This window comes from Paenarthrobacter sp. 22069, assembly GCF_052046035.1.
Classification (GTDB): domain Bacteria; phylum Actinomycetota; class Actinomycetes; order Actinomycetales; family Micrococcaceae; genus Arthrobacter.
Genome location: NZ_JBQEQF010000008.1, coordinates 76,374 through 102,666, shown reverse-complemented (window position 1 = coordinate 102,666; position 26,293 = coordinate 76,374). Strand labels below are relative to the sequence as shown.

At 67.6% G+C, this 26,293-nt stretch carries 22 protein-coding genes; 8 read left to right on the top strand and 14 right to left on the bottom strand.

The annotated features are described in order from the left end of the window. Positions 1-14: 14 nt before the first annotated feature. From ACTJK0_RS08505 to ACTJK0_RS08495, 3 genes are read right to left on the bottom strand one after another with little or no spacing between them, the layout of a single operon-like run. A complete protein-coding gene (locus ACTJK0_RS08505) occupies positions 15-3,557 on the bottom strand; it encodes a UvrD-helicase domain-containing protein (protein WP_440744885.1) in 3,543 nt (1,180 codons plus the stop codon). Further along, positions 3,554-6,928 carry an ATP-dependent helicase gene (locus ACTJK0_RS08500; protein ID WP_440744912.1) on the bottom strand — a complete coding sequence of 1,125 codons (3,375 nt, stop codon included), beginning with the start codon at positions 6,926-6,928 and terminating at the stop codon, positions 3,554-3,556. The genes ACTJK0_RS08505 and ACTJK0_RS08500 overlap by 4 nt, the downstream gene beginning before the upstream one ends. A gap of 14 nt (positions 6,929-6,942) precedes the next feature. Then, entirely contained in the window at positions 6,943-7,359 is a 417-nt protein-coding gene (locus tag ACTJK0_RS08495) for an MGMT family protein (RefSeq protein ID WP_440744884.1), read from the bottom strand. 63 nt (positions 7,360-7,422) lie between these two features. Between ACTJK0_RS08495 and ACTJK0_RS08490 the strand changes: the two genes are divergently transcribed. From ACTJK0_RS08490 to ACTJK0_RS08475, 4 genes are all read left to right on the top strand, one after another. Further along, positions 7,423-8,133: a 3'-5' exonuclease gene (locus tag ACTJK0_RS08490; protein ID WP_110541165.1), complete on the top strand. Its 711-nt coding sequence runs from the start codon at positions 7,423-7,425 to the stop codon at positions 8,131-8,133. 323 nt (positions 8,134-8,456) lie between these two features. Then, the gene (locus ACTJK0_RS08485; RefSeq protein WP_043450634.1) at positions 8,457-9,410 is read left to right on the top strand and encodes an ABC transporter substrate-binding protein; all 954 of its coding nucleotides are present in this window, start codon (positions 8,457-8,459) and stop codon (positions 9,408-9,410) included. A 12-nt stretch (positions 9,411-9,422) separates the two neighbouring features. After that, complete coding sequence (locus tag ACTJK0_RS08480; RefSeq protein ID WP_110541166.1) at positions 9,423-10,187, top strand: amino acid ABC transporter permease; 765 nt, start codon at positions 9,423-9,425, stop codon at positions 10,185-10,187. Continuing rightward, a complete protein-coding gene (locus tag ACTJK0_RS08475) occupies positions 10,184-10,921 on the top strand; it encodes an amino acid ABC transporter ATP-binding protein (protein WP_110541167.1) in 738 nt (245 codons plus the stop codon). The genes ACTJK0_RS08480 and ACTJK0_RS08475 overlap by 4 nt, the downstream gene beginning before the upstream one ends. A gap of 108 nt (positions 10,922-11,029) precedes the next feature. Here ACTJK0_RS08475 and hemL read toward each other — a convergent pair whose 3' ends face one another. From hemL to hemE, 10 genes are all read right to left on the bottom strand, one after another. After that, on the bottom strand, positions 11,030-12,361 hold the full coding sequence (gene hemL, locus ACTJK0_RS08470) for a glutamate-1-semialdehyde 2,1-aminomutase (RefSeq protein WP_440744883.1): 1,332 nt from the start codon (positions 12,359-12,361) through the stop codon (positions 11,030-11,032). Positions 12,362-12,395: 34 nt separating this feature from the next. Further along, positions 12,396-13,472, bottom strand: coding sequence for an LLM class flavin-dependent oxidoreductase (locus tag ACTJK0_RS08465; RefSeq protein ID WP_440744882.1), 1,077 nt, complete (start codon positions 13,470-13,472; stop codon positions 12,396-12,398). Further along, positions 13,469-14,452, bottom strand: a complete 984-nt coding sequence (gene hemB, locus ACTJK0_RS08460; RefSeq protein ID WP_440744881.1) for a porphobilinogen synthase — start codon at positions 14,450-14,452, stop codon at positions 13,469-13,471. Before hemB ends, ACTJK0_RS08465 begins: the two co-directional genes overlap by 4 nt. 51 nt (positions 14,453-14,503) lie before the next feature. Continuing rightward, positions 14,504-15,367, bottom strand: a complete 864-nt coding sequence (locus tag ACTJK0_RS08455) for a uroporphyrinogen-III synthase (RefSeq protein ID WP_440744880.1) — start codon at positions 15,365-15,367, stop codon at positions 14,504-14,506. A 25-nt stretch (positions 15,368-15,392) separates the two neighbouring features. After that, a complete protein-coding gene (gene hemC, locus ACTJK0_RS08450; RefSeq protein WP_440744879.1) occupies positions 15,393-16,391 on the bottom strand; it encodes a hydroxymethylbilane synthase in 999 nt (332 codons plus the stop codon). Then, positions 16,388-17,632, bottom strand: coding sequence for a ferrochelatase (locus ACTJK0_RS08445; RefSeq protein WP_440744878.1), 1,245 nt, complete (start codon positions 17,630-17,632; stop codon positions 16,388-16,390). Before ACTJK0_RS08445 ends, hemC begins: the two co-directional genes overlap by 4 nt. After that, on the bottom strand, positions 17,629-18,330 hold the full coding sequence (gene hemQ, locus ACTJK0_RS08440) for a hydrogen peroxide-dependent heme synthase (RefSeq protein WP_110541174.1): 702 nt from the start codon (positions 18,328-18,330) through the stop codon (positions 17,629-17,631). Before hemQ ends, ACTJK0_RS08445 begins: the two co-directional genes overlap by 4 nt. A 108-nt stretch (positions 18,331-18,438) precedes the next feature. Further along, positions 18,439-19,359 (bottom strand): hypothetical protein, encoded by a 921-nt coding sequence (locus ACTJK0_RS08435; protein WP_440744877.1) that lies wholly within the window; start codon positions 19,357-19,359, stop codon positions 18,439-18,441. A 139-nt stretch (positions 19,360-19,498) separates the two neighbouring features. Further along, positions 19,499-20,947: a protoporphyrinogen oxidase gene (hemG, locus tag ACTJK0_RS08430; protein ID WP_440744876.1), complete on the bottom strand. Its 1,449-nt coding sequence runs from the start codon at positions 20,945-20,947 to the stop codon at positions 19,499-19,501. A 3-nt stretch (positions 20,948-20,950) separates the two neighbouring features. After that, entirely contained in the window at positions 20,951-22,045 is a 1,095-nt protein-coding gene (gene hemE, locus ACTJK0_RS08425) for a uroporphyrinogen decarboxylase (RefSeq protein ID WP_440744875.1), read from the bottom strand. A 158-nt stretch (positions 22,046-22,203) separates the two neighbouring features. Here hemE and ACTJK0_RS08420 point away from each other — a divergent pair, with 158 nt between their 5' ends. Continuing rightward, positions 22,204-23,520 carry a glutamyl-tRNA reductase gene (locus ACTJK0_RS08420; RefSeq protein ID WP_110541177.1) on the top strand — a complete coding sequence of 439 codons (1,317 nt, stop codon included), beginning with the start codon at positions 22,204-22,206 and terminating at the stop codon, positions 23,518-23,520. A 136-nt stretch (positions 23,521-23,656) separates the two neighbouring features. Here ACTJK0_RS08420 and moeB read toward each other — a convergent pair whose 3' ends face one another. Next, positions 23,657-24,856: a molybdopterin-synthase adenylyltransferase MoeB gene (gene moeB / locus ACTJK0_RS08415; protein WP_440744874.1), complete on the bottom strand. Its 1,200-nt coding sequence runs from the start codon at positions 24,854-24,856 to the stop codon at positions 23,657-23,659. An 84-nt stretch (positions 24,857-24,940) separates the two neighbouring features. Between moeB and ACTJK0_RS08410 the strand changes: the two genes are divergently transcribed. The 3 genes from ACTJK0_RS08410 (at position 24,941) to ACTJK0_RS08400 (ending at position 26,217) form a co-directional block, all read left to right on the top strand. Then, positions 24,941-25,606 carry a TetR/AcrR family transcriptional regulator gene (locus ACTJK0_RS08410; protein ID WP_110541179.1) on the top strand — a complete coding sequence of 222 codons (666 nt, stop codon included), beginning with the start codon at positions 24,941-24,943 and terminating at the stop codon, positions 25,604-25,606. A gap of 62 nt (positions 25,607-25,668) precedes the next feature. Beyond that, a complete protein-coding gene (locus ACTJK0_RS08405; RefSeq protein WP_056334681.1) occupies positions 25,669-25,893 on the top strand; it encodes a DUF3107 domain-containing protein in 225 nt (74 codons plus the stop codon). Between the two features lie 21 nt (positions 25,894-25,914). After that, on the top strand, positions 25,915-26,217 hold the full coding sequence (locus ACTJK0_RS08400) for a hypothetical protein (RefSeq protein ID WP_110541180.1): 303 nt from the start codon (positions 25,915-25,917) through the stop codon (positions 26,215-26,217). Positions 26,218-26,293: the final 76 nt, after the last annotated feature.

The window sequence follows — 26,293 nt, the reverse complement described above, 5'->3', positions numbered from 1 at the left end:
AGTGAGGCCCGGGTTCAGGGCGACGGCCGGTTCAGGGCAGCGGCAATGATTCCCTCCAGTTCGGCCGCCGTCCCCGGGTCATGGGGCCGCACGATGGCGTTGTCCGCGACGTAGAAGAAGGCGGCCCGTACCTCCTCCAGCGGAACATCCTTGAGGCGCGCCCAAGCCAGCCGGTACACGGCCAGCTGGATCGATCGTGTCTTGAGTTCTGCGGCAGACGGACGGCGGCCGGTCTTCCAGTCCACCAAGTCCCACCGGCCGTCGGCGTCCTGGAAGACAGCGTCCACCCGGCCGCGCACCACCACCTCCCCCACCCTGGTTTCTACTGGGACTTCAACGAACGCCGGGGACCGGTGGGCCCAGGGGGACGCTTTGAAGGTAGCCACCATCTCGTCGAGGTCGTAGGCAGCATCGATGTGGTCGTCCGAGCCCGGGGCTTCGCCGAGGTCGAGCATTCCGGCATTTCCGAAGTACTCCTCCACCCAGGCGTGGAAAGCTGTTCCCTTTCGGGCTGACATCCCCGGTTCACGCGGAACGGGGCGGCGCAGCCGGCCCAGTACAGCGGCCGGATCGTCCCCGAGGTCAACAAGGGTTGAGGCGGAGATATGGCTGGGCAGGTGCACGTCGTGGCCATCCCGCCGCCTCGACCGGCGCTCCAGCAGCAGCGCAGCTTCCCGCGCCCACCCTGCGGCTGCGCCCGTGAGGCCTGGCGGCGCCCCGGGCAAGGTCCCGCGACCCTGCCGCGGGCTGCTCCCTGGCCGGAAGTTGACTTCCTGCACCGTCTCTTCGGCCTGCCACTCGCCCGCGCCGTGCTCCATGTTTGCCAGTACCCTTTGCGCGGCTGCTTCCATGGCTGTCCTGCGGCCCGGGACCAGCCTCAGCCGTGCACCGTTTCGCGGATCAACCGGTCCTTCGAGGGGATCGTACGGCCAGCATGCTTCTTCCGTTCCAACTGTCAGCGGACTCGCATCCGGCAGTGCCGCCTCCTCCAGCGACAACGGATGCACCCGGGCGCCGGCAACGGCAGCACCACCGGCGCCCGGGGCCAAGGACTCGAGCTCGGCCAGGAACGGGGACATTTCCGCGCGGCCGGCCCGTGAGCCTACCCAGGCGGAACTGGAGACCCACAAGACATGCTTTGCCCTTGTGTAGGCGACGTATGCCAGCCGCCGCTCCTCCGATTCACCGTGTGCCTGTACGTCGGATTTGAAGACCTTTTCGGCGTCCAGCCAGCCTTTCTGGTCCGGCTGGTCGAGATCCCACTGCGGGAGGTCGGCCCGGTCCCCGCGCAGGGGCCACGGCAGTGCAGCAGCTCCGCTGCTCCAGCGCGAGTCCCGGTCGCTGGGAAAGGCACCGGCATTCAGCCCGGGGACAAAAACAACATCCCACTCCAGGCCCTTGGAGGCATGGACAGTCAACAGCTGGACGGCTTCGCGGTTGACATCGCTGGCCGGGGCCTCCAATCCGTTCTCTTCAGCCGCTGCGGCTTCGAGCCAGGCAAGGAAAGCCAGAATGTCCACACGCTGAGAGGTGCGGAGGAATCCGGCAGCTGCGTCGTGGAAGGCATCAAGGTTGCGCCGGGCCTGGTGAATGCTGATCCCCGGCCGCGCCGCCACCTCAATGTCCAGCAACATGGACCGCTCCACTTCGCCCAGGAGCGTAATAAGCTCGTCCCCCAGGTAACCCCGCAGCTGACGAAGTTCGGTGGACAAAAGGGCGAGCCTGCGGCGCGCCTCCAAAGTAAGGGTGCGGCCGTTGGACGACGTCCACCCGTCCCGGGGCAGGAAATCCAGGGCCTCCACAAGACTGGCCCCATCAGTCAGATCCCCTTCGAGGACAGGGGCATCCGCTTCATCGGCGTCGCTGTCAGGGTTATCGCCGTTAAGACCTTGTGCAGCATTTCCCCGCCTCCGGGCGAGCTGGTTGGACCAGTCGCGCAGCGCCATGAGGTCGGCGGGACCGATCCGCCACCGGGCGCCCGCAAGCAGCCGCATGAGGGCATCCGACCGGCCGGGGTCGGCAAGGACGCGCAGCGTGGCCACCAGGTCGACGATTTCCGGCGTGTCCAGGAGCCCCCCAAGACCCACGATCTCGTAGGGAATTCCCCGGGCCTCGAACTGGCGCCGAACGGTCTCCATCTGGGCGCGCCTGCGGCACAGGACTGCCAGGGCCGGCGGTTCGGCTGCACCGTCAGGCTTCAGCTCAAAGTCGGTCACCCGGTATTTCAGGACGTCCTCTGCCAAGGCGGCAGCCTCATCAACGTCACTGGCAAAGCGGCCAAGCACCACAGCGCCCTCCACCGCATGCGGGCTGGGCTGCAGCGGCGGTACTTCAGCTGTGGCTGCCTTGCCTCCGGCAGGGGCATTCTGTGCCGCGGTACGACTAAGGGACTGCGACATTACGTTGGCCGCTGCAAGGATTGACCGGCCGTTCCGCCACGCAGTGGTCAGGTAGGAGGTGGGAGTGGGCGCCCAGCCGTCTTTCCCGTCCGGCACATCGGTGCGGACGGGAAACTCGCGGACGAAGTGGAACAGTTGGCCTGCCGAGGCGCCGCGGAATCCATAAATTGACTGGTTTGGGTCCCCTACCGCCGTCACTGCATGGCCTTCGCCGAAGAGACGGGAAAAGAGGACCAGCTGCGCGTACGACGTGTCCTGGAACTCGTCGAGGAGGACCACCTTGTAGCGCTGGCGTTCCATCCTGGCAGCGAGCGGAACGTCCTGCGCCACCTTCGCGGCGAGCGCCACCAGGTCGCCGAAATCGAGTGCACCGCGGGACCGCTTGGCGGCGGCATACCGGCCCACCATGTCCGCAACGCTTGCCCTGGTCCGGAGCATGGCCCCGAGGTCCAGGGCGGCCTTCGCCGTGTTCCGTTTCTTGCCGGCAAGGTACGGCAGGGACTCGAATTCCGAAAGGCGCGCCATGAGCCATGCTTCGACGTCCTCGGGTTCCTGGAGGTGTTCGGCGCACTCTCCCGCCAATTGGATAACGGCCTTCACCAGTGTCGACTTTGCGGCCCGGAAGTGGGCGTACTCTCCGTCATAGGCCTCCACCACCTCACTGGCCAGCTGCCATGCCTGCGCGCCGCCCAGCAGCACGACGTCGCGCTCCACCCCCAGCCGCAGTCCGTAATCGGAGACGATGCCGCTGGCGAACGAGTGGTAAGTGGATACTTTGGGCTCCAGGGCGTCGCTGCTGAGCAGGCCGTCCGGGAAAACACCTCGGGTGGTCTCCCTGGCGGCGAGGCGCTGCAAAGCCAGGAGCTTGGACCGGATCCTGCTGGCAAGTTCTCCGGCGGCCTTCCGGGTAAACGTGACACCGAGGACTTCTTCCGGGGTGACCCATCCGTTGGCCACAAGCCACACCACCCGGTCTGCCATGGTGGCGGTCTTTCCCGATCCGGCACCAGCAATGACCAGCCGGGGCGCCAGGGGGGAGGAAATGATGGCGGATTGCTCGGGCGTGGGCATGTTGCTTCCGCCGAGCATCGCGGTCAATTCTTCGGGACTGAAGCGAACCGCGGGGGTGGTGTCCTCCGCCGTCAGTGCCTCGCTCATTCGGTGACCTGCCTTCCACGCACACACAACGGGCAAACCTCCGGGAGCCTGCAGCCGTGGCCGCCGTGGCTTCCCTTGGCCGGGTCGTGACGCGCGGTGAATTCGCTTCCGCCCATCACCGCCGCCGCCTCCGTCACCATGTCCAGTGCCCAGTTTTCCCGGGGGTCGAGTGGTTCCTGTTGCTGGATTGCCGGATTGACGGCACTGGTCCCTAGCTGAGCAAGCACCGCGCCGCCCGACGAACTCCGGGCCCCACCCGCGCCGGCGTCGAAGCCGCCGGCCAGCACTGCAGCCTGGTAGGCGCCAAGCTGCGGATGGCGGGAGAGCTCATCCTTGCCGGGCTGGCGCTTGCCGGTCTTGAGGTCGACCACCACCAGGCGGCCCTCGCCGTCGATTTCCAACCTGTCCACCTGGCCACGAAGCAACGCCTCACGCGGAGCCGCTTCGTCCACAGTCACCTCGCCGAGGGCAACTTCGAAGTCCTGCTCGACTCCCAGCAGGCTTCGGCTTTCACTCCTCATGGTCAGCACATACTGGGCCAGTTTGCGGACCATGGCCTCCGCGCGCTGGAAGTCCAGCTTCCCTTCCCAGTTGTCCTTCATACCCAGGGCCGGCCAGCGGCGCACCAATTCGGCAACATACTCCGAACCGGAGGCATCGGGCATGTCCTGCGCTATCGCATGCACCAGGGTGCCAAGGCTCCGGGCGAAGTCGGTGGCAGGTTCCCCACCCGCTGCCTGCACGAACCAATCCAGGGGCGATTTCTGCACGGTCTCCACCTTGGACGGGGATACCGACACCGTTCCTCCCGGCGGAACCACTGCCTCAGTGGACGTCAGTGGGGCGAGCCCCCACCAGGTGCCGGGGTGCGCCCCGGGGACCGGCGGCTCCACTGACGCCAGATGCGCCAGGACCCTCGCAGCCTCATCCGCCTGGGCGGTTCCGTCCTTCAGGTTGCCGACGCCGTCTCCGAATTGCGCTGCGTCCCCCACCAGCTGGGCATGCTGCCGAAGCTCGGCAACCAGGGCGCGCAGCGTCATGGGCCGTTCCACCCGGGTGAAGACCCGGCCCTCCTCCCCCGGTTCCAAGGGTGCAACAAAGTCCAGGAAGGAGGACGGTTGGTCGTCTTCGGATGAAACCGCCGTGCAGACCAGCAGTTCCCGAGCCCTGGATACCGCGGTGGAGAAACTGCGGAGTTCGTCGTAACGGATATCGCGCAGCCGGCTCAGGGGGTCCCGCTGGAGGGCGTACTCCGGGCCATGTTCCACCGCATCCGCGTACAGCGTGCTTCCCAGCAGTTCACCCCGGAGCCTGGTGTTGGGCCATACTGCCTCCTGCAGTCCGGCGATGATGACGACGGGCCATTGCCGGCCCGCCGCACTGGCCGGCGTCATCAGTTCCACGGCATCATCAAGCTGGGCACGGGCGGCAAGGGTGTCCATGGGAAGCTCCTGGTTGAGGAGGTATTCCAGGAACTGCTCCGGGCCAGCGCCGGGCATCTGGTCCACGTAGCGCTCCGCCGTGTGGAAGAGCGCCATCATCGCGTCAAGGTCGCGGTCGGCCCGCGCCCCATGGGGTCCCCCCGCCAAGGCGGTGGCCGTCCAGGCGGTGGACAAGCCCGTGGAACTCCAGAGGGCCCACAGCACCGATTCGGCATTGGCGCCAGGCAGTCCGGCTGCGTCACGTCCGGCCTGGATCATCCGCGCCGTGCGCCGCGCGGCCCGGCCTTCGATACCCAAAGCGCCCAGCGCGCCGGGTTCCAGCAGTGCCTCCACCAGCAGCACGTCGCTGGCGCGGCCACCTCCGCCCAGGAGTTCCTCTCGCCGCAGGGACTGCCGGAGCCTGCGCAGCTCAATGGAGGTGGCGCCTCCGATCCGGGAGGTAAGAAGTGATACAGCGGCTTCCGGCGTCAGCAGCCCTGGATCCAGGGCGATGGCGAAAGCATCCAGCAGCGGGCGCACGGCTACCTCGTCCCGGACGGCAGACTCGGCCACGGGGACCTGAACGGGAATGCCCTGCCCCGACAAGTAGCGCTGCAGCTCGCTGACCTGGCCGCCGTTGCGCACAATGACGGCAATGTCCGCAAGGTCGCGGTTGTGGTTGATGTGCTGGTCCAGGATGCGTTGCGCAACGTAGCGCAGTTCGTGCACAGGCGTGGGAACCAGATGCGCCTCAACATTGCCGGGGCTATCGCCGGGGTCCGGCTGCCCGGACCGGGCGGGAGGCTCCAGGCGCCGTGCGAGCTGTCCGCCGGCACGTTGGGAAATGCGGCCGGCCACGTTCATCCATGCGTTCGCCACTGCAGGCGCCAGGCCGTGGGCGTGCCACAAGGGCCGTTCAAGGACAGGAGCCTGTGCCGACAGCAGCCGGGGAAGCTCGGCGGCAAGGTCGGGCCGCGCTCCGCGGAAACCCTGGACGACGGTGTCCGGGGAGGAGGTTATGTAGCAGTCTCTGCCGGCCGCGATATCTGCGAGCAGCTCGAAGATGGCCGGGTTGGCCTCCTGGATATCGTCCACCAGGACAACCTGCAGCCGGGCGCGTTCCGCGGCAAGGAATTCCGGTGCGTCCTGGAAGATCTGCCGGGCCGCGGTGATGATCCCTGCGGGGTCGAAGGCTTCCGGCATGCGCAGGTCAAGGACATCGCGGTACTCGGCGTACAGGGCTGCTGCGGCCTTCCAGTCCGGACGGCCGCAATCATCCGCCAGCCGCACGAGGTCCCCGGCCGTACGGCCCGACTCGATAATGCGGTCGAAGAGCTGCCGCACCTCCTGGCGGAAGCCGCGGGTTTCCAGGGCGCCGTCAAGATCTGCAGGCCAAGGCAGTTCCAGTCCCGGAATCCTGTGCCCCTCCAGGAGTTCCTTGATGATGAGGTCCTGTTCCGGGCCGGAAAGCAGCCGGGGCGGACGGGGAAGCGGGATGACGCCTTCGGCTTTGGCCCGGCGGATCAGGTCAAACGCGTAGGAGGCCCATGTCCTGGCCGGAGTGGTGCTGAGGCTCCGGTCCAGCCGGGCTGTGAAGCTGTCACGAAGGAAATCCGCCGCAAGACGGGTGGGCGCAAGGATCAGAATGCGTTCGGGGTCGACGCCGTCCCGGACCACCCGCTGGACGGCTGCCTCGACGAGGACGGTGGTCTTTCCGGTGCCCGGAGCCCCCGGCACCAGGACCGGTCCGGAACCCTGGACGACGTCGACCGCCGCCTGCTGGTCCGGGGTGAGCCGAAGGGCAGCAGCGTGCAACCGCCGTGGCGGCAGCAGGCGAAGGACAGGGCTGCCTTGCGGGCCACTGCTGCCGGCCGGGGATCCAGCGCCGGCATAGCCCTGCCCCTGGCCGTCGTCCGGCTCCTGCCGGCGCGGTCCCCGGGGACCGGTCATGGGAATTGTTACTGTCACAAAATCATTCCATCATCAGGCACCGACAATTTGTGGAGCCGGCGCTCCAGGTCCTCGGCAATGGCATCAATGCGGTCAAAATCACCGTCCGCCGGCGCCCAGCGCGCTGCTGCCAGATCCACCCGCCACCGGCCCTCCCCCGCCTTCAGGAAGGAGCTGTAATCGCCTGCAAGCGGTGTGCCCTCGTCAAGGTAGAGGAGCAGGGCCTCGGCCTCGTGACCCTCCGGTGCATGGCCGCTGGCCTTCAGGACCCGCCACCAGGGAACACTGCCCCCGTGATGGCTCATGACCGAACCCACCTGGCGCGGTCCGCCCGATCCCAGGAGCTCGGCAACGTCCCCGTACGCCACTGCGGACCCTGCCGGCACCAGCCGGACAATGGCCAGGACCGCCTGGACGTACTCATTACGCATTGATCCAATGTAGCCGCAGTGGCGTTCCCCGGAATTGTCGGCGGCTCCCCGTAGCGTTGAAGCATGAGTTCCTGGAACACCCTGCCGCGTGCGGCCTTCGACCTTGAAACCACCGGCCGCAATTCCCGGGCGGCACGAATCGTTACCGCCTCCATTACCGTGGTGGACCACGAAGGCGGAGTCATCAAGGAGCACGAGTGGCTGGCTGATCCGGGGGTGGAGATTCCCACCGAGGCAAGCGATGTGCACGGCATCACCACCGAGCAGGCCAGGCGGGACGGCAGGCCCGCGCATGAGGTCACCCGCGAGGTCGCCGCCGTACTCCAGGAACTCTTTGATTCCGGCACGCCGGTCATCGCCTTCAACGCCAGCTATGACTTCACCGTCCTCGCCGCCGAATCCGCCCGCTACGGCGTCCCCCAGCTCAGCCGCTTCCCTGTGCTGGACCCCTACATCATGAACAAGCAGGTTGACCGGTACCGCAAGGGCAAGCGGACCCTCAGCGCGCTTTGCGAGGAGTACGGCGTGGTCCTGGACAACGCCCACACCTCGGCAGCGGATGCCCTGGCCACCCTCCGTGTCCTGGATGCGATGGCGGGCAAATTCCCCAAGCTGATGATGCCGGCCAGCCAACTGCACCAGCTGCAGGTGGACTGGGCCACCAGCCAGGCATCGGACTTCCAGGAGTACCTCCGGAAAACGAAGCCGGCCGCCGTCATCGAGGGAGACTGGCCGGTACTGCCGCCCCAGGACGCCACCGCCGGTGGCTTCTAGCGGTCCCGCAGCACACCTCAAATATGGGAGGCAAGTCACAGTTACGGCGGTTAACAAACCTCCTCCCCTGAGCGCGCACGGATTCGTTATCCACACGGTGCAGCAGCCGCGCTGCACTTGGCATCGCCGAACAGCAGAATATGATTCGGACTCAACCCCCTACAGGGAGCCAATTCTTCGGAGCGCCCGGTTAATTCACCGTAGTGAGACAATAAAGTTTTGCGGTCACCCCTGCCCCGAACGGCCCGACCGGCTTAGGACAGGCGCCACAGCGCTGCCTTGCGGCCCGGTCGACTTATGACTCACACGAAAGTGACAACCTGATGAAAATCAAAGCGATGAAGTGGCTCACTACCGCTCCCGTTGCACTTGCCCTGGCGGTTTCCCTCGCAGCCTGCGGCGGCGGCTCTTCCCAGCCCAGCGGCACCCCCACCGATGCCCTCGCCGGCAGCGACCAGCAGACGCTGGACAAGTACACCACCGCCGATGTCACCCCGATCGACAAGATCGACAAGACCAAGCTCGGCCTCATCACCGAGGGCACCCTGCGTGTCGGAACCCTCTCCGATGCACCGCCGAACATCTTCATCGACCCGTCCGGCAAGTTCACCGGCTACGACAACGAGCTGCTGCGCGCCATCGGCGACAAGCTCGGGCTCAAGGTGGAGTTCGCTTCCACGGACTTCTCCGCCCTGCTGTCCCAGGTGGCCAACAAGCAGTTCGACGTCGGATCCTCCTCGATCTCCACCACGGACGCCCGCCGCAAGACCGTTGGCTTCACCAACGGCTACGACTTCGGCTACATGGCCGTGGTGACCAAGAACGGTTCCAAGGTCAACGGCTTCGCCGACCTGAAGGAAGGCGTCCGGATCGGCGTCGTCCAGGGAACCGTCCAGGACGACTACGTCACCAACACTCTGAAGCTTGAACCCGTCCGCTTCCCGGACTACAACACGGTCTACGGCAACGTGAAGAACGGCCAGATTGACGCCTGGGTGGCACCGTCGCAGCAGGCAACCGGCCAGGTCAAGGAAGGCGACAACACCAAGATCGCCGAAAAGGTTGTGAACACCCAGAACTTCACCGCGTACGCAGTGAACAAGGACAACCAGCCCCTGATCGACGCCCTGAACTCCGGACTGGACGCAGTGATCGCTGACGGCACCTGGACCAAGCTGACCTCGGAATGGTACAAGGACCGTCCCACGGCCGCCGAGCAGACCCCGCAGGGCTGGAAGCCGGGCAGCAAGGCCGTCAAGATCCCCGCGGCCAAGTAACCAGGGCGTTCCATGGATATCCTCAAGCAACTCGCGGACACCTTCCTTGACTGGAAGGCGATGGGCGAAGTCATTCCCAAGATGTTCGCCGTCGGTTTGCCGAACACCCTCGTGCTGGCCATCATTTCCGGCATCATCGGCACAGCTCTGGGAATGCTGCTCGCCCTGATGGGGATCTCCCGGAACGCCGTGGCACGCTGGATCGCCCGTGTCTACACGGACATCCTGCGTGGCCTTCCGCCGGTGCTGACCATCCTGGTCATCGGATTCGGGTTCGGGCCCATCGTGCGCGAAATGACTGGCTCCACCAGCCCGTACCCGATGGCCATCACCGCGCTGTCCCTCATGTCCGGGGCGTACATCGGCGAGATTTTCCGCTCCGGCATCCAGAGCGTGGACAAGGGACAGCTGGAGGCCTCCCGGGCCCTGGGGTTCGGCTATGGCCCATCCATGCGGCTCGTAGTGGTTCCCCAGGGCATCCGCCGGGTCCTGCCCGCCCTGGTGAACCAGTTCATCGCGCTGATCAAGGAGTCCTCGCTGGTGTTCCTCCTGGGCCTGTTGGCCACGGAACGCGAAATCTTCCAGATCGGCAAGGACGCGGCGGCCACCACCGGCAATCTGTCGCCCTATGTCGCCGCTGCCGTGTTCTACCTGGTGCTCACCATTCCGTTGACCCACTTCGTGAACTGGATCGATGCCCGGCTGCGCACCGGCCGGCCGGAAAAGAAAGAGCCGGACGACGCTGCAGCCATCGTCGGGAAGGGAGCCCAGGCATGAGCGAGTTCGCGTCCGGAACACTGAGCGCCAAGAACATCCACCTGTCCTTCGGCAGCAACCATGTCCTCCGGGGCATCGACCTGCACGTTCCGCAGGGCACCACGGCCTCCGTGATCGGCCCTTCCGGCTCGGGCAAGTCAACGCTGCTGCGGGTCATGAACCGCCTGATCGAACCGGACCAGGGCGATATCCTGCTGGATGGCCGTTCGGTGCTGAAGGACAACCCGGACGAACTCCGGCGCCGGATCGGCATGGTGTTCCAGCAGTTCAACCTGTTCCCGCACAAGACGGTGGCGGAGAACATTTCGCTCGCCCTGCGGAAGCTGCGCAAGCTTTCCAAGGAGGAGGCGCGAAGCCAGGCCCTGGAACAGCTGGACCTGGTAGGGCTGAAGCACAAGGCGGATTCCCGTCCGGCGAACCTGTCCGGCGGCCAGCAGCAGCGCGTGGCCATTGCCCGTGCGCTGGCCATGAAGCCGGAGGTCATGTTCTTCGATGAGGCCACCTCTGCGCTGGATCCCGAACTGGTGAAGGGTGTCCTGTCCCTGATGGCGGACCTGGCCGAGGGCGGCATGACCATGGTGGTGGTGACGCACGAAATGGGCTTCTCGCGCAACGTGTCGGACACTGTGACCTTCATGGACGCCGGCGTGGTGGTCGAGTCCGGGCCCCCGGAACAGATCTTCACGGCGCCCCGCACGGACCGGCTCAAGGGCTTCCTCTCGGACGTCCTCTAGGCCCAAAGGCAGGCAGGAACAAAAATCCCCGCCTCCCGGACCTTCCCCTTTCAAGCAGGGGAAGTGTCCAGGAGGCGGGGATTTTTGCGTTAAGTGACGACGGCGGTCCTAGCCTTGGGCGGCTGCGGCCGCCTTCGCTGCGGCGGGCAGTGCGTCGTAGATCCGGTTCATGGCGTCGTCGTCGTGGGCGGCGGACAGGAACCACGCCTCGAAGACCGACGGCGGCAGGTAGACCCCCGATTCCAGCATGGAGTGGAAGAACGGTGCGTAGCGGAAGGCTTCCTGTGCCTGGGCGTCGGCGTAGTTGTGGACCCCGTGGGCGGAGGTGCCGAAGGCTACGGAGAAGAGGTTCCCGGCGAACTGGATGGAGTGGTCCACCCCGGCAGCATCCAGCGCGGTGGACAACGCGGAGGACAGTTCCAGGGAACGGACATCGATGAACGAATAGACGTCGCGGGTGGCATGGGTCAGCGTGGCGACGCCCGCGGCCATGGCCACGGGGTTCCCGGACAGCGTACCGGCCTGGTACACCGGGCCCGTGGGGGCCAGGTAGTCCATGACATCGGCACGGCCGCCGAGGGCCGCCGTCGGCATGCCGCCGCCGATGACCTTGCCGAACGTCAGCAGGTCAGGCGTCCACGGGTCCTCGGCGTCCGCGGCGCCGCCGGTCAGGCCCCAGTAACCTGAGTAGCCGGTGCGGAAGCCCGTCAGGACCTCGTCAACGATAAGCAGAGCCCCGTGCTCGCGGGTGATCCGCGACAGCCCTGCATTGAACCCTTCAGCCGGGGTGACAACACCCATGTTGGCGGGAGCTGCCTCGGTGATCACTGCCGCGATGTTGGGTCCGTGGGTGGCGAAGGCTTCCTTGACGGCCTGGAGGTCGTTGTAGGGCAGCACCAGGGTTTCGGCCGCGGTGGCTTCGGTGACCCCGGCGGAACCGGGCAGCGCCAGGGTGGCCACGCCGGAACCGGCGGCGGCGAGCAGCCCGTCCAGGTGTCCGTGGTAGCAGCCGGCAAACTTGATGATGAGGTTGCGGCCGGTGAATCCGCGGGCCAACCGGACAGCCGTCATGGTGGCTTCGGTGCCGGTGGAGACCATCCGCAGGCGTTCGACGGCGGGGACCCGCTCCTTAACGATTTCCGCGAGGTTGGCCTCGTCCGGGGTGGAGGCACCAAAGGACAGGCCGCGGTCAACGGCAGCGTGCACGGCGTCCAGCACGGCGGGGTGGGCGTGGCCGAGCAGCGCGGGACCCCAGGAGCAGACCAGGTCCACGTATTCCTTGCCGTCGGCGTCGGTGAGGTAGGGCCCCTTGGCGGAGACCATGAAACGCGGGGTGCCGCCCACTGACCCGAAGGCGCGCACGGGTGAGTTGACCCCGCCCGGCATCAGCTGGCGGGCGCGGTCGAAGAGTGCCTCGTTGCGAGGATTGCTGGAAGTCATGGTTCCTATTCTCTCAGGTGGCCGGCAAGCTCAGTTAGCCGGCGAGCAGTTCAGCCACGCGGGGAGCCACAGCCGTGCCCATCAGCTCAATGGAGCGCATCATGGCAGCGTGCGGCAGCGGCCCGTTGCTGTATTTCAGGTCGAAGCGGTCCACGCCGAGGTTCCGCTTCAGCCGGACAATTTTTTGGGCCACCGTCTCGGGCGATCCCACGTAGAGGGCGCCTTCGGACGAACACAGGGCATCGAACTCGCCGCGGCCCGCCGGACCCCAACCGCGCTCTGCCCCGAGCTTGTTGCGAAGGGCAAGCCAGTGCGGGAACAGCTCCTCGCGGGCCTGCTCGTCGGTGTCGGCCACGTGGCCGGGCGAATGGGTGGCCATCTGCTGCATGGGGTGGCCGTACTTGGCCATCGCTTCACGGTAGAGGTCAGCCAGGGGCCGGAAGCCCCGTGGCTGGCCGCCGATGATGGCGAAAATAATGGGGTAGCCGTACTGCGCGCAGCGGAGCACCGATTCCGGCGTTCCCCCCACGCCGATCCAGGTAGGCAGCAGGTGGTGTTCCAGGGGCGGGAAGACGTTGAGGCCGTGGAGTGCCGGCCGGCTCCGCCCCTCCCAGTGCACGGGCTTTTGCGTCCGGACCTTGCTGAACAGCTCGAGCTTCTCTTCGAAGAGCATCTCGTAATCGGCAAGGTCCAGACCGAACAGGGGGAAGGACTCGACGAAGGATCCGCGCCCCAGCATGACCTCCGCCCGGCCGTTTGAGATGGCGTCCACCGTGGAAAACCGCTGGAACACCCGGATGGGGTCATCCGAGCTCAGCACGGTCACGGCGGACCCCAGCCGGATGCGCGTGGTGCGCGCTGCGGCGGCGGCCAGGAAGACTTCCGGCGCGGAGACGGCGTAGTCCCGGCGGTGGTGCTCCCCCACGCCGAAGGCATGGAGTCCGACGGCGTCTGCCAGCTCAGCCTGTTCAAGCAGCTGCCGCAGCACCCGGGCGTGCGGCTGGGGGCTGCCGTCCGGGTTTACGCCGACGTCGCCGAAGGTGTTCAGGCCGAGGAGGATGCGGTCCTCCCCCACGGGCGCGGTGGGTCCGGCAGAGGGTTGTTCCGTCACCGGGATTCCTTCAGCCAGCCGGCAAGCTCCGCGGCCCAGTAGGTGAGGACCATGTGCGCGCCGGCCCGGCGGATGCCCAGGACTGATTCCGTGATGGCTGCGCGGCGGTCGATCCAGCCGTTGGCGGCCGCGGCCTCGATCATGGCGTACTCGCCGGAAATCTGGTATGCGGATACCGGCACCGGGCTCATCGCAGCGACGTCGGCCACGATGTCCAGGTAACTCATGGCCGGTTTCACCATGATGATGTCGGCCCCCTCGGCCAGGTCCAGTTCCACCTCGCGCAGCGCTTCGGTGCGGTTGCCGGCATCCATCTGGTAGGTCCGCCGGTCGCCCTTGAGCTGGGAATCCACCGCTTCCCGGAACGGTCCATAGAACGCCGAGGCGTATTTGGCGGCGTAGGCGATGACGGAGGTATTGGCGTGGCCGGCCTTGTCCAGCGCAGAGCGGATGGCGGCAACCTGGCCGTCCATCATGCCGGAGGGGCCCAGCATGTGGGCGCCGGCGTCCGCCTGCGCCACCGCCATCCGGGCGTAAATCTCCACGGTGCGGTCGTTGTCCACGTACCCGTCGGCGTCGAGCACTCCGCAGTGCCCGTGGTCGGTGAACTCGTCCAGGCATACATCACTCATGATCACCAGGTCATCGCCAACCTCCGCGCGGACGTCGCTGATGGCCTTGTTCAGGACGCCGTCCGGGTCCAGTGATGCCGAGCCTTCGGCGTCGCGGGTCTCGGGGATGCCGAACAGCATGATGCCGCCCAGGCCAAGTTCAACTGCCTCTGCGGCGGCCCGTTTCAGGGTGTCGGTGGTGTGCTGGACCACGCCCGGCATTGAGGTGATGGGGTTGGGTTCGGTGAGTCCTTCCCGGATGAAGGCCGGAAGGATAAGTTCGGCCGCGGACATCCGGGTTTCGGCGGTGAGGCGGCGCATCGCGGGGGTGGTGCGCAGGCGGCGGGGACGCTGGTTGGGGAAAGTCATGGTTCCTGTCTTCGCGTTGTCTGGTGAGGTTTGCTCGAACGGGGGCATTAGTCAGGTCAGGTTGAGGGCTTTGGCGACGGCTGCCACCAAGCCATCAGGCGTGGGTTCCGCTGCCACGGCGGCCACGGTGAGGCCCACCGCGGTGGCTTGGTCCGCCGTCGACCTGCCAATCACCACCAGCCGGCAGCCTGCCAAGGGGCCCAGCGCAGCGATCCGGCGCACGGCGCTTGGCGAGGCCGCGATGACCGCGCCCATGCGGCCCTGGGCAATTTCTGCCGCAGCAGCCTCCGGCGTCAGGAGGGGGTACGACGGCGGCTGCGGGCCGCCGTCGCCGTCCTCCGGCGTCACGGCGAGCCTGCGCTCGGCTGCCGCGGGGTAGTGGACGGTGCGGTAGGCCGTCACGGCGGTAACAGCGGCGCCCGCTGCAGCCAGGCCTTCGGCCAGGATGGGGGCGGCGATGTCCGCCTGCGGGAGTAGCACCTTGCCGCGCCCGTCCCAGACTGACAGCAGGCCGGCGGCAGACTGTTCTTCGGGCGGCGTGAGGGCAACGGCAAGTCCGCCCGACTCCAGCAGCCTGCACGTTGCGGGGCCGACGGCGGCGACGCGCGTGCCGGCAGCGACCAGTTGGCCCAGCCCCAGCCCACGCTCCGCGGCCTTCTCCATCAGGACGTGCACCGCGGTGGCACTGCTGAGCACCAGCCAGTCGAAGGCCCCCGCCGCCAGGGCGTCGCAGGCGACGTCGAGGGCGTGCTGGTCCGGTGCCCGTTCGAAGTCAATGAGCGGCAGCAGGACAGGTTCGGCGCCGGCCTTCGCGAGGGCCGAGACCAGGGCAGCCGATCGTTCCGGGCTGCGCGTGACCAGGACCCTGGCTCCGCCCAGCGGTTTATCGCTGGGCGGCTGCCGGGATCCGGACATGCGGGATGGCTGTGTCATCGCCAGGTCAGGACGCCTGCAGATCTGCGATGCCGGCGGCGCCGGCGGCGAGGAGTGCCTCGGCGAGCTCGATGCCGAGCAGGGTGGCTCCGACTTCCGTCAGGCCGTCCGTGGCGCGCTTGTCCCGGACGGTAGCGGTGCCGTCAACGGCACAGACCACGGCTTCCAGGTGCAGCATGCTGCCTTTCCGGTAGGCGTAGGCACCCACCGGGGCCGCGCAGCCCGCTTCCAGGCGGGCGAGAAGGGCGCGTTCGGCGGTGACGGCAAGGCGGGTGTCGGGATCGTCGAGTGCCGCCAGGGCCTGGGCCAGGACCTCGCGGGAGCCTTCGGCGGACCCCGGCTTTGGCGGTGCGTCGGCCGTCCGGCATTCGATCGCGAGGGATCCCTGGCCGGCGGCGGGAAGCATGACATCGGTTTCGAGGTATTCCGTGACGGCGTCCAGCCTGCCGATGCGTCCCAGGCCGGCGGCAGCCAGTACCACCGCGTCCAGGTCGCATGACTTCCCGGGCACCACCTGGTCCGTGGAGTTGCCGGGCAGTCCGGGGACGCGGCCCAGCCGGGTGTCCACGTTGCCTCGGATGTCCACGATCTCCAGGTCCTGCCGTGCGGCGCGCAGTTGCGCGGCGCGGCGGGGGGAACCGGTGCCCACGCGGGCTCCGGCGGGCAGATCCGCCAGCTTCAGCCCGTCGCGGGCACACAACACGTCCCGGACGTCCACCCGGCGCGGCGTGGCGGCAAGGCTGAGCCCCACGGCTGCCCCGGTGGGCAGGTCCTTGAGTGAGTGGACGGCGACATCGCATTCACTGCGGAGCAGGGCGTCACGCAGGGCTGCGACAAAGACGCCGGTGCCGCCCATCTGGGAGAGCGACCCCGTGAGGACATCGCCGTCCGTCCGGATGTGCACCAGTTCCACCGGAAATCCTCCGACGGCGGAAAGCTGGTCGGCGGTCTGCTGGGTCTGGGTGAGTGCCAGCTTGCTGGCACGGGTTCCAATGCGGACGGTCACGGCTGGGCCGTTTCGCCGGCAGCGGCCGGGTACGGGTCGTGGCCTGTGCCGACGGTGGTGTCGGCGCCCGCGATGGTGGGCTTTTCGCCGCGGAAATTGGCGCAGCATCCGGGCCGGCAAACGTCGTACCAGGGGCCAAGGTCCGTCACGGCGGGCCGGTCGCTGATGTTGTTGGCGACGGTCCGCTCGCAGATGAGATCCACCAGCCCGTCAACGAACTTCCGGTGGGTGCCCGGCGTGGGGACCCGGGTTGCGGCAAGGCCGAGGTTGGCGCAGGTTTCCATCGCTTCGGTGTCGAGGTCCCATACGACTTCCATGTGGTCGCTGACGAAGCCCAGGGGAACGATGACAACGCCCTTGACGCCCTGGCCGGCCAGTTCCTCGATGGCATCGTTGATGTCCGGCTCAAGCCACGGAACGTGCGGGGCACCGGAACGGGACTGGTACACCAGGGACCACGGCACGGTGAGCCCGGATTCTTTCCCGACCCGTTCGATCACGGCGGACGCGTTGGCGAGGTGCTGGGCCACGTAGGCGGACCCTTCCTCGAACTCACGGGGCTCACCCTCGGACCGGCCGGCGGCCTCGGCGTCGCGGGTGGGGATGGAGTGGGTGGCGAACAGGACGTGGACCGGGGCGTCGGGCGTCCCGGCAGCGGCAAGTTTGGCGCGGACCTCGGCCAGGCCGGCGGCGGTGCCCTCCACGAAGGGCTCCACGAAGCCGGGGTGGTCGAAGTACTGGCGGACCTTGTCCACTTCCAGCCGGCCGTCCAGTCCGGTCTCGGTGAGCGCCATGCCGATGTCCTCGCGGTACTGGCGGCAGCTGGAGTAGCAGGAGTAGGCACTCGTGGTGAGCATCAGCACCCGGCGGTGGCCGGCGTCGTACGCTGCCTGCAGCGTCTCGGGAATGTACGGCGCCCAGTTGCGGTTGCCCCACAGCACGGGCAGCTCGATGCCGCGGGCGGCAAGTTCGGCTTCCAGCGCCGCCTTGAGTTCGCGGTTCTGCTGGTTGATGGGGCTGATGCCGCCGTTGGCACGGTAGTGGTGCGAGACTTCCTCGAGCCGCTCGTCCGGGATACCCCTGCCGCGGGTGACGTTGCGGAGGAACGGGATGACGTCATCCTGTCCTTCCGGACCGCCGAAGGAGGCGAGCAGGACGGCGTCGTAGTTCTTGGGCGCCATGCGGCCGGCCTCGGTGACCGGATTGACGGCCGCGGAGAGTATTGGGTCGAGCGGATTCATGCGAGCACCTCTGCTACTTCGTCGGCGGTGATCCGCCGTCCGGTATAAAACGGAATTTCCTCACGGACGTGGTTGCGTGCCTCGGTGGAGCGCAGGTGGCGCATCAGGTCGACCAGGTCAACAAGTTCAGGTGCTTCCAGGCCGAGGATCCACTCCCAGTCGCCCAGCGCGAAGGAGGAGACCGTGTTGGAGATGACTTGGGGGAAGTCGCGGCCCAGCAGGCCGTGGTCGCGGAGCATCTTGCCGCGCTCAGCCTCGGGCAGGAGGTACCACTCGTAGGAACGGACGAAGGGATAAACGCACAGCCACTCAGCCGGGGCGACGCCGCGGGAGTAGGCGGGCGTGTGGTTCTTGGCGAACTCCGCCTCGCGGTGGACGCCCATGGCGGACCATACGATCTCGGTTCCGGCAAACAGGGTGCTGCGGCGGATGTCGCGGATGGCCTGCTGGAGCGCCTCCGGCTTGGGCCCGTGGAGCCACACCATGACGTCGGCGTCGGCGCGCATGGCCGAGACGTCGTAGCTGCCCCGGTGCGTAACGCCGGCTGCGGCCAGGCGTTCCAGCAGCGCTTCGAAGTCGGCCGCAGCATCAGCGCTGCGGACCACGGGCTCCGACCGCTTGAAAACCGTCCAAAGGGTAAAGAACTGCTCGGCTGATTCTTCGGTTTTAGTGACAGATTCGGCAGAAGTGTGGCTCATGGTTACAAGTTTGCCCCTTCGCGCCCTCAAGGCGAAACCGAAGAGTTCTACAACTCGTAGAAGTGAGCAATCTCACCCTTACGGCGAAGTGGGCCACGCACCGTCGCCTCAGAAGGGTTTGCGCATGCGCACGAACACTAGCCCCGCCGCAGCTCCCACGCCCACCAGTCCCGCGCCCAGCCACACCATGGGACCCTGCAGGTCCGGCAGCGGCTGGGTGGAAGAAACTGCCCGCGCGGAACTGGCAGGAGGTGCGGCTGCCTGCGGTGCCCGGGTGAGCTGGGAGTTCCGCGCGTTGATGGACAAGGCAGTCGGAAGCGCGGAAGCCCGTGTGGCATCCGTGCTGGCGGACCCTCCGGTTTCCGCATCGGTTGTTCCCGCCAGACCGTCCTGGTCCGTTGCGCGCTGGCCTGCGCCGGCCGGGCCTGTCTCGGTTTGCCCGGCGGCTGCCGGGTCGCCAGCGGCACTGCCCGGGCCAGCGGCATTGCCCGGTCCACCGGCCGTGGCAGGACCTGCGGCAGGGGCAGGGCCTGCGCCTGCCGCCGGAGCCACAGACCCGGACGCGCCGGACCCCGTCTTCGTGGTGGAACCTGACGCAGCAGGGGCTGGAGACGATGGGCTGCCTGCGGGTGCCGCAGACGCGGTTGACGGTAGTCCAGGCGCCAGGGGCGTCACCGATACGGTGGGAAGCGGGAGGCCGGGAAGGGGCAGTGCGGTGGCGGACGCATCCGCCGTGGCGCCGGCTGCCGCCGCCGGTGAGGCGGTGGAGAGGGTTGCCGTCACCGCCGGAACGAGGGTACCGGGAACGCCAACGATGGAGGGGGCTTTCGGGCCCGGAGTGCGGTCGGCAGGGGCGGGTGCGCCGCCAGCGGCGCCCTGGACCCGGGCTTCCGCGGCGGGGTCCTGGGGCGGGGGTGCGGAATCATCGGCCAGGGACGCCTGGACGCCGGTGGACAGAACCAGTACCGCTCCGACGGCCGCAGCTGCGGCTCCGCGTCGGATTCCCCCATGGATACCGGTCCGGGACATTGAAAGCTCGGACCTGTGTTGAACCATAGTCATCGACCCTAACCAGAACGCCTGCCCGATTGGAAACCGGGCAGGGCGCCGCCACGGACGGTGCGGGCGGAATTCACCCTGGAACCGGCCCGCTGACCTGCGGTGATGTTCAGGCGGCGGCCAGTTGGCCGATTTGCTCACGTGTGTCGGCCACCACAGCGGCCAGGCCGTTCCCGGCCACCCAGCCCCCCACGACGGCCAGGCCGCCCGCGGCCGTGCATGCCCGGCGGATCTCCGCTGCCCGTGCCCGGTGTCCCACCGCGGCGAATGGCAGGGACCCCCGCCACCGCACCACGTCCCAGCCCCGCACGTCATCTTCCGTGATGCGGACGCCAAGCAGGGATGATGCGTCCCGCAGCGCGGCCGCAAAGAGTTCCTGGTCGGTTTCCGGGCCCACCGGTTGCGCCGCGGCGCCGTCCACCCGTCCGTAGGAGAGGCGGACCACGTGGCGGCCCGGGCCGGCGGCGGCCTCAAGCCAGTCCCATTTACCCGTGGCGTGCGTCAGCGCCTTTGCTTCGACGCCCGGCGTTTGGGGCGCCACCAGGATCCCGGTTCCCCTGGGACGCCGGTCCAGGTCCGGTTTGTCCACTACCAGCGTGACGAGCTTGACGTCGGGTCCCGCCGCCGGCTTCTTTCCCGCGATTGCAGGCAATGAGCCTTCCAGCAGCCCGACGGCGGCCGGACCGTCCACGGCCACGACCAGCAAGTCTGAGTGGAAGGCGGTCCCTGCCGCTTCGACCTGCCAGCCGTCCGGAGTGCGGGAAACGGCATCGGCGGCAGTGCCGGACATAAGGGTGACGCCGCGGCCGCGGAGATCCGCCACCAGGGCGTCAACCAGGGTGTGCATGCCGTCTTCGAGGCCTGCAACGGCGGAACCGGCTTTGGCCGGTTGGGCAGACGGGGACGTGCCGGGAGTGCCTGCGCCGCGCCGTTGCGCTGCGACCGCGGCAGCGAGGGAGCCGTGCTTCCGCAGCCCGGCCCGCAGGCCCGGGGCCACCATGTCGACGTCGAGGAGGCCAGGATCGGCGGAATGGACGCCGCCCACCACCGGTGAGACCAGGCGTTCCAGGACGCGCGGCCCCATTCGTGTACGCACCAGGGCGGCGACGCTGGTCACGTCCGCGCCAGCCCCCACGGAGGCGGGCAGCAAGCGGTCCAAGGATGCGCGCAGCGAGCCCACGAGGCCCAGGGTGCGGCGCACCTCGGGGTCCCATGGGTTTGCGGGAATGCCCAGCACCCCGGTCCTGGGGAGTTCGCGGGGGCCGTCCGGCAGCTGCACCCAGGCGCCACCCGGCCGCGGCGGCACGATCCTGCCGGCAAGGCCCAGTTCGGTGCAGAGGCGTGCGACGGCGTCCGAGCGGGTGGCAAAGGATTCGGCACCGCTGTCCAGGGTGAGTCCGGCGACCGTATGGCTGCCCACGCAGCCGCCCCATGCGGCCCCCGCCTCCAGCACGGTAACCGTGCAGCCGGCGGCGGCGAGCTCCCGTGCGGACAGCAGCCCGGAGATTCCGCCGCCCACCACCAGCGCCGTCGGGGACTGGTCCGGAGCACTGCCCACCGGTTACTCCGGCGAGATGGAGTGGATGAGCTCCACCACCCGGGTCAGGACCTGAGGGTCCGTTTCCGGCGGCACGCCGTGTCCGAGGTTCAGGACGTGGCCCGGTGCGGCGGAACCGGCAGCGATGACCTCCCGCACGTGGGTTTCGAGGATATCCCAGGGTGCGGCAAGCAGTGCCGGGTCGATATTCCCCTGCAACGGCACGCTTCCGCCCAGCCGGCGGTTGGCCTCGTCGAGGGGCAGCCGGTAGTCGACGCCCACCACGTCCACGCCCACGTCGCGCATGGCAACGAGGAGTTCGGAGGTTCCGGTGCCGAAGTGGATCAGCGGGGCACCAAGGTGGCGGACATGGTCCAGGGCACGGGCCGACGCCGGTGCGACGTACTTGGTGTAGTCGGCCAGTCCCAGCGAGCCCGCCCAGGAGTCGAAGAGCTGGGCGGCGGAGGCGCCGGCCTCAAGCTGTGCCTGGAGGAACATTCCCGAGGCGTCGGCGGCCCAGTTGGCCAGCGCGTTCCAGGTTTCCGGGTCGGCGTGCATCATGGTCCGCGGGCCGAGGTGGTCGCGCGACGGTTTTCCTTCCACCATGTAGGCCGCCAGGGTGAACGGGGCGCCGGCAAAACCGATCAGCGGCGTCTTCCCCAGCTCCGCCACCGTGAGGCGGACCGCTTCGCGGATTGGTTCAAGGGCTTCCCACGTGAGTTGCGGCAGGGCGGCAACATCGGCCGCGGTGCGTACCGGCTTGTCCAGGACGGGGCCTACTCCGGGCACGATGTCAACACCGACACCGGCGAGCTTGAGCGGGATGACGATGTCCGAGAAGAAGATGCCTGCATCCACGTCGTGGCGGCGGACGGGCTGCAGGGTGATCTCGGAGGCCAGCTCCGGCCGCAGGCACGAGTCCAGCATGGCGATGCCCTCACGTACCTTGAGGTATTCCGGCAGCGACCGGCCGGCCTGCCGCATGAACCAGACGGGACGGCGGGATGGCTTGCCTCCGCGGTAGGCCGTGATCAGCGGTGAGTCCGCTGTGCGGCCGTCCATCAGTGGATGGTCTGCAGCGAGGGCGCCGGCAGCGGAGACGGCAGGGCTAGGAGTCATGCTCTTGATTGTGCCGAAAAAGAGGCCCAAAAGATAACGACAACCTGTCTCCCGGGGCGCTGGGACGGGGAAGGTGTCGGGGATCACTGGGGCATGTGGCGACTATCCTTTCCGGTGGTTGTTCTACCCGGCCACGAAAAAGCTATGATTGGTCTGCTGTGGTTCTTTTCTCATTGGTGGCTACACACGCCGACATCGACCTCGAAACCGTTGCTCAGTTGAGCAACGGTTCCTCCGGGATTGCCGCATCCGCCCTCACCGAATCCCCCGCCGTTGCCGGCGCCGTGGTCCTCGCCACCTGTAACCGCTACGAGATTTACGGCGAGGCACGCGATTCCGACGACGTCGAAGCAGCCCGCGCCGCTGTCGTCGCCCGGATCAGCGAGGCCAGCGGGCTTCCCGAACCTCTCGTCTCACGCTCGTTCAGCACCCGTACCGGGCCTGAAGTGACCCAGCACCTGTTCGCCGTCAGCGCCGGACTGGACTCCGCCGTCGTGGGCGAACGCGAAATCGCGGGCCAGGTGCGCAGGGCCCTGATCACGGCCCAGCACGACGGCACCGCCAGCGCCGGGCTGGTCCGGCTCTTCCAGGCTGCTTCCAAGACCGCCAAGGAAGTGGGCGCGCAAACGGCGCTCGGTTCCCGCGGCCTGTCCATCGTCTCGGTGGCCCTGGACCTGGCCACGGATCTTTCCGAAAATCCCGACTGGTCAACCAAGAAGGTTGTGCTGTTCGGAACCGGCGCGTATGCCGGTGCCACCATGGCCCTGCTCCGGGAACGCGGCTGCACGGACATTTCTGTCTTCTCCTCCTCCGGCCGGGCCGAAGGCTTCGTGGCCTCGCGGGGCGGCACGGCCCTCGACGCCGACTCCCTGCGGGACGCCGTGGCTGCCGCCGACGTCATGATCGGCTGCAGCGGATCTGACAGCCGAGTCGAGGCCGATGAACTCGCCCAGGTCCGCGCCGACTCGCCCCAGCCCCTGATCGCCATCGACCTGGCCCTCACCCACGACTTCGACCCCGCCGTCGGCGAACTGGACGGCGTGGAACTGCTGACCCTCGAGTCGGTGCGCCTGGCCGCGCCACAGGAACAGTCCGAATCGCTCGCGCAGGCCAGCGGCATCGTCAAGGTCGCCGCCAAGGCCTTCGAGCAGGAGCGCCAGGCCCGCTCGGTCGATTCAGCCATCGTTGCCCTGCGCCGGCACACCATGAATGTGCTGGATGCCGAAATGGAGAAGGTCCGCGCCCGCCACGGCTGCACCGCCGCCGCGGAAGAGGTCGAATTCGCGCTCCGCCGCATGGTCAAGCAGCTGCTGCATGTCCCCACCGTCCGCGCCCGCGAGCTAGCCGCGAACGGCCAGCAGGACGACTACGTTGCCGCGCTGGAGGCCCTGTACGGCATCACCGTGGAGCAGCCGGCCGAGGCTGCGCCGGCCGCCGAGTGCCCGGTGGACCACAAGGGCCGCGAAACCGCCTGAGGTTCTCCCTCCCCAACGCCCCATCAGCATTTGCCCCTAAACCGGAAACGCTAAACCGGAAACGCCCCATCACTTTCTTCAGGGAGGTGATGGGGCGTTTCTCAAAAAGCCGCTAAAGGTGATGGGGCGTTTCCGGTCAGTAGACGGGCTTTCCGGGCTCCACATCCCGCACCCAGGCCAGGATTCCGCCGTCGAGGTGGCTGACCCGCTGGTAGCCTGCCTGCCTCGCGGCCGCCAGCACGGTCGCGGAGCGCGTCCCGGCCTTGCAGTGGAACACGATCTCCCGGTCCTGCGGGAGTTCGTCCCAGGCCTCGCCGGCAAGGATCCGTCCCTGCGGGATCAGTTTGGCGCCGTCGATCCGGACGATGTCGTATTCCCCCGCCTCACGCACGTCCACCAGTTCGAAGTCCTTGAGCCCCGCCTTCCGCGACGCCAGCATGGTGGCCAGCTGGGTGGCGGTGACCGTATGTTCGGTGTCCGCCTGCGTTTCCGGGGCTATCCCGCAGAAGGCCTCGTAATCCGTGAGCTCGGTGATAGGTTCCGCTGCCGGGTCCTTTGCCACCCGGATCTCCCGCCAGCTGCCGCCCAACGCGTCAAAGAGGGCCACGCGGCCCAGCAGGGAACGTCCGACGCCGGTAATCAGCTTCACTGCCTCTGTCACCATCAGCGATCCCACGGCGGCGCAGAGCATGCCGAACACGCCGCCCTCACCGCAGGACGGCACGGAACCGGCAGGCGGCGCCTCCGGATACAGGTCGCGGTAGGTGGGCCCGTGCTTTTCCCAGAACACGCTGACCTGGCCGTCGAAACGGAAGATCGAACCCCAGACGTAGGGCTTGCCGAGGATCGCTGCGGCGTCATTCACCAGGTACCTGGTGGCGAAGTTGTCCGCGCCGTCCAGGATGAGGTCGTAGCCGCTGAACAGCTCCAGGGCGTTGGACGAGTCCAGGCGCACGTTGTGCAGCCGGACGTCCACCAGCGGGTTCAGCTCCGCGATGGCATCGCGTGCCGATTCGATCTTGGGCCGGCCCACGTCGCTGACGCCATGGATCACCTGCCGCTGCAGGTTGCTCAGGTCCACCACGTCGTCGTCGACGATGCCAATGGTGCCCACTCCCGCCGCTGCGAGGTACAGCAGCGCGGGGGCACCCAGCCCGCCCGCGCCGATCACCAGCACCCTGGCATTCTTCAGCCGCCGCTGCCCCAGGGCTCCGATCTCGGGAATGATCAGGTGCCTGGAGTACCGTTCCACCTCGTCGGGGGTGAGTCCGGCCGCCGGTTCCACCAGCGGATCCAGCGAAATAGTCGAAACATTTGCGGTGAAAGACGAAGCCATACTTCAATGTATGCCCCGGGATACCGCCGGGTCATATTACCCCGCAGTAAAGTGAAGGTAACTGCAATGGAAAGAAGGACAACTGTGGTCCCTGAAGCACGGGCCGACCGCCCGACCGCCGCTGAACCGCAAGCTGCCTCCCGTCCCGCAGGCCAGCGGTCCGCCCGGATGCCACGGGATGAGCGCCGCGCACAGCTGCTTGCTGCGGCGCAGGAGGTGTTCGTAGCCAACGGCTACCACGGTGCGGCGATGGATGAGATTGCGGAGACGGCGCACGTGAGCAAGCCGGTGCTGTACCAGCACTTCCCTTCCAAGCGGGATCTTTACCTCGCCCTGCTGGAAAGCCATTTGGCGTCGCTGACTGAGTTGATGCTTGGCGCTCTGAACTCCACCACCGACAACGATGAACGCGTCCAGGCCGTTATGCGCGCCTACTTCCAGTTCATCGCCAACGATGACCAGGCCCACCGGCTGGTGTTCGAATCCGACCTGATCAACGACCCCGATGTCAGCTCCCGGCTGGAAACCTTCAACCGGACTTTCGCCGATGCCATTGCCCGGGTCATTGCCGAGGACACCAAGCTTCCCCACCTCGAGGCGGAACTCCTGGGCCGCGGCCTGGCCGGAATGGCGCAGGTCAGCGCAAGGTACTGGCTGGAAACGGACGGCAACCTCGACCTCGATGTGGCCAGCGACCTCATCTACCGTTTAGCTTGGCGCGGAATCAGTCGCTTCCCCAAAGAGTCCTAGACTACAAATAAGACAACACCCCGTAGAGAATCACGAGCACTTCACAGGCTGGGAGGCCCCCCTTGGAAATTAAGATCGGCGTTCAAAACGTTGGCCGCGAGATCGTGCTGGAATCGACCCAGGACGCGGAGACGGTGGCCAAGGTTGTCGGCGAAGCCATTAATGGGGGCAGCGAGCTGCGCCTGAAGGATGACAAGGGACGCGTGATCATTGTTCCCGGCAACGCGCTGGCGTACGTGGAGATCGGCGCCGAAGAGGTCCGCCGCGTTGGGTTCGGCCAGTTCTAGCCCCGGTTTCCAAGGAGATCCATGCTTTCGCTGACCATCGTGGTGCTAGCCACCGTCGCCGCGGGCTTCATCGTCTGGGCCAATGACAAGCGGCATGCAAAGTACGGTGCGGCACTGCCGGCCGGCGTCGCCGTCGCTGTGGCGGCGCTGGCGTGGATCATCCTGATGGCTGCGGGCTTCGGCTACTTGCCGGGCCTGACCTGGCTTCCGTGGGTCCTGCCCGTAGTCCTCGGCATCGCCGCGGCGATCATCGCCGTGGTCTTCCTGGGCCGCACGCGCGCCCGCCATGACACGGAGCGGCTCACCGCGATCCTGCGGCGCTGAGACGGCCTGCTCCCGGCGTCACTGTCCGGACAACAGAATAAACGGCTGTGGCCGGNCCGGCCACAGCCGTTGAGCG

Bases quoted from the DNA above. Each gene is read 5' to 3' on its own strand.
- ACTJK0_RS08505 (WP_440744885.1), bottom strand. From the start codon at position 3,557: ATGAGCGAGGCACTGACGGCGGAGGACACCACCCCCGCGGTTCGCTTC.
- ACTJK0_RS08500 (WP_440744912.1), bottom strand. From the start codon at position 6,928: ATGACCGGTCCCCGGGGACCGCGCCGGCAGGAGCCGGACGACGGCCAG.
- ACTJK0_RS08495 (WP_440744884.1), bottom strand. From the start codon at position 7,359: ATGCGTAATGAGTACGTCCAGGCGGTCCTGGCCATTGTCCGGCTGGTG.
- ACTJK0_RS08490 (WP_110541165.1), top strand. From the start codon at position 7,423: ATGAGTTCCTGGAACACCCTGCCGCGTGCGGCCTTCGACCTTGAAACC.
- ACTJK0_RS08485 (WP_043450634.1), top strand. From the start codon at position 8,457: ATGAAAATCAAAGCGATGAAGTGGCTCACTACCGCTCCCGTTGCACTT.
- ACTJK0_RS08480 (WP_110541166.1), top strand. From the start codon at position 9,423: ATGGATATCCTCAAGCAACTCGCGGACACCTTCCTTGACTGGAAGGCG.
- ACTJK0_RS08475 (WP_110541167.1), top strand. From the start codon at position 10,184: ATGAGCGAGTTCGCGTCCGGAACACTGAGCGCCAAGAACATCCACCTG.
- hemL (WP_440744883.1), bottom strand. From the start codon at position 12,361: ATGACTTCCAGCAATCCTCGCAACGAGGCACTCTTCGACCGCGCCCGC.
- hemB (WP_440744881.1), bottom strand. From the start codon at position 14,452: ATGACTTTCCCCAACCAGCGTCCCCGCCGCCTGCGCACCACCCCCGCG.
- ACTJK0_RS08455 (WP_440744880.1), bottom strand. From the start codon at position 15,367: ATGTCCGGATCCCGGCAGCCGCCCAGCGATAAACCGCTGGGCGGAGCC.
- ACTJK0_RS08445 (WP_440744878.1), bottom strand. From the start codon at position 17,632: ATGAATCCGCTCGACCCAATACTCTCCGCGGCCGTCAATCCGGTCACC.
- hemQ (WP_110541174.1), bottom strand. From the start codon at position 18,330: ATGAGCCACACTTCTGCCGAATCTGTCACTAAAACCGAAGAATCAGCC.
- ACTJK0_RS08435 (WP_440744877.1), bottom strand. From the start codon at position 19,359: ATGTCCCGGACCGGTATCCATGGGGGAATCCGACGCGGAGCCGCAGCT.
- hemE (WP_440744875.1), bottom strand. From the start codon at position 22,045: ATGACTCCTAGCCCTGCCGTCTCCGCTGCCGGCGCCCTCGCTGCAGAC.
- moeB (WP_440744874.1), bottom strand. From the start codon at position 24,856: ATGGCTTCGTCTTTCACCGCAAATGTTTCGACTATTTCGCTGGATCCG.
- ACTJK0_RS08400 (WP_110541180.1), top strand. From the start codon at position 25,915: ATGCTTTCGCTGACCATCGTGGTGCTAGCCACCGTCGCCGCGGGCTTC.